The sequence below is a fragment of the Sabulibacter ruber genome (assembly GCF_017355955.1).
Lineage (GTDB): Bacteria > Bacteroidota > Bacteroidia > Cytophagales > Hymenobacteraceae > Nibribacter > Nibribacter ruber_A.
Genome location: NZ_JAFFID010000084.1, coordinates 1 through 300, shown reverse-complemented (window position 1 = coordinate 300; position 300 = coordinate 1). Strand labels below are relative to the sequence as shown.

General features: G+C 53.7%; 1 protein-coding gene. It reads left to right on the top strand.

Features of this window, described 5'->3' with window-relative positions; translation table 11 throughout:
• Window positions 1-220, top strand: a 220-nt coding sequence (locus JT719_RS24550) for a hypothetical protein (protein ID WP_207436416.1), incomplete at its 5' end; no start/stop codon positions are given.
• Window positions 221-300 lie beyond the last annotated feature (80 nt).

The following is a 300-nucleotide window of genomic DNA, read 5'->3' as shown; positions in this document are numbered from 1 at the left end:
GCATCATCGCGACCCGCTTTGGTCCGCTCTGTCCGAGGTTGAGGATAAGCTCGACAAGGTGATCGACCGGGTTTCGCGTATCGTGCCGCAATATCGGACTCTGGTTGCCGATGACATCACCCCGACCGAGAAAGGGCGCCGCTACATGCACGAGGATTCCCCAAGAGCGGTTCTTGCTTTTCTTTACGAGCGAAAATCAGAAACGAACCAGAACACTTGAGCAAAAATTGAGAAAGCAATTCGGCGGCGGTGATTTGCAACGCTTGAATCTCCATTCATCCACGCCAAAGCGCCTATCGC